This is a genomic window from Phyllobacterium sp. P5_D12, from assembly GCF_054049495.1.
Window position 1 is genome coordinate 1 of the sequence record NZ_JBFUMG010001098.1, and the last position, 717, is coordinate 717.

At 51.5% G+C, this 717-nt stretch carries 1 pseudogene; it reads left to right on the forward strand.

The annotated features are described in order from the left end of the window. A pseudogene (locus ACXJ5O_RS28920) lies at positions 1-456 on the forward strand (cellulose synthase); the annotation flags it as partial. Positions 457-717 lie beyond the last annotated feature (261 nt).

A 717-nucleotide genomic window follows, 5' to 3' on the forward strand; every position in this document is an offset into this window, starting at 1 on the left:
GTGTGGAGTTCACCCATCGAGTTCTCCGAACGCGATTGCCTGAACCTTGTGTGGTCGGCATTCGCCATGCTGATCGGATTTGCCAGTCTTCTTGTCTGCATTGAACTTCCAAGATTTGGACAGGAGGAGCTCATCAAGATCCAGATGCAGTCATCGTTGCGTGCTGGAGGCATTGTACGTGACATCCAGATCGAAGCACTATCAACGCAGAATGTCTTGATCACGGACTTGGAATTGTCTGGCGCAGAAGACGAGGCAGTGTTCATCCACGGGATCGGATGGGTACAAGTCGAGTTTGACTCATCGTTGCCCCCGAACTGTTTCAGGATACTTCCAAGTTTCCAACAGAAGACCGATATACTTCGGGCGCTGTTCCGCAAAGCACCAGACAATGTGGCGAGCGTGGGAAGGTTAGGAAAATCAATGATCAGGTTGTGCAAGCGAGCGCTATCCTGACCACGCTGATTATCCCGGGCGGCGTGGTGTCAAGCTCATCGATCGGCGCGCTCGAGCTTGGGGATGGTCAGCAAGTCGGCGCAGCAACAGAGCCCACGCGAGAAGGCCTATGCGGAAAATTCGACAACCGGAAAAATTCGTTTGGAGCGTGATAGTACTCATCTGATGTGGCTTCTGACTAAGCATTTCAATTTGAAGCGGTATCTTTGGCAGCAATTGTAGCCCTTCAGGCATCAATGAAAATCGGGCAAAAGACTGACA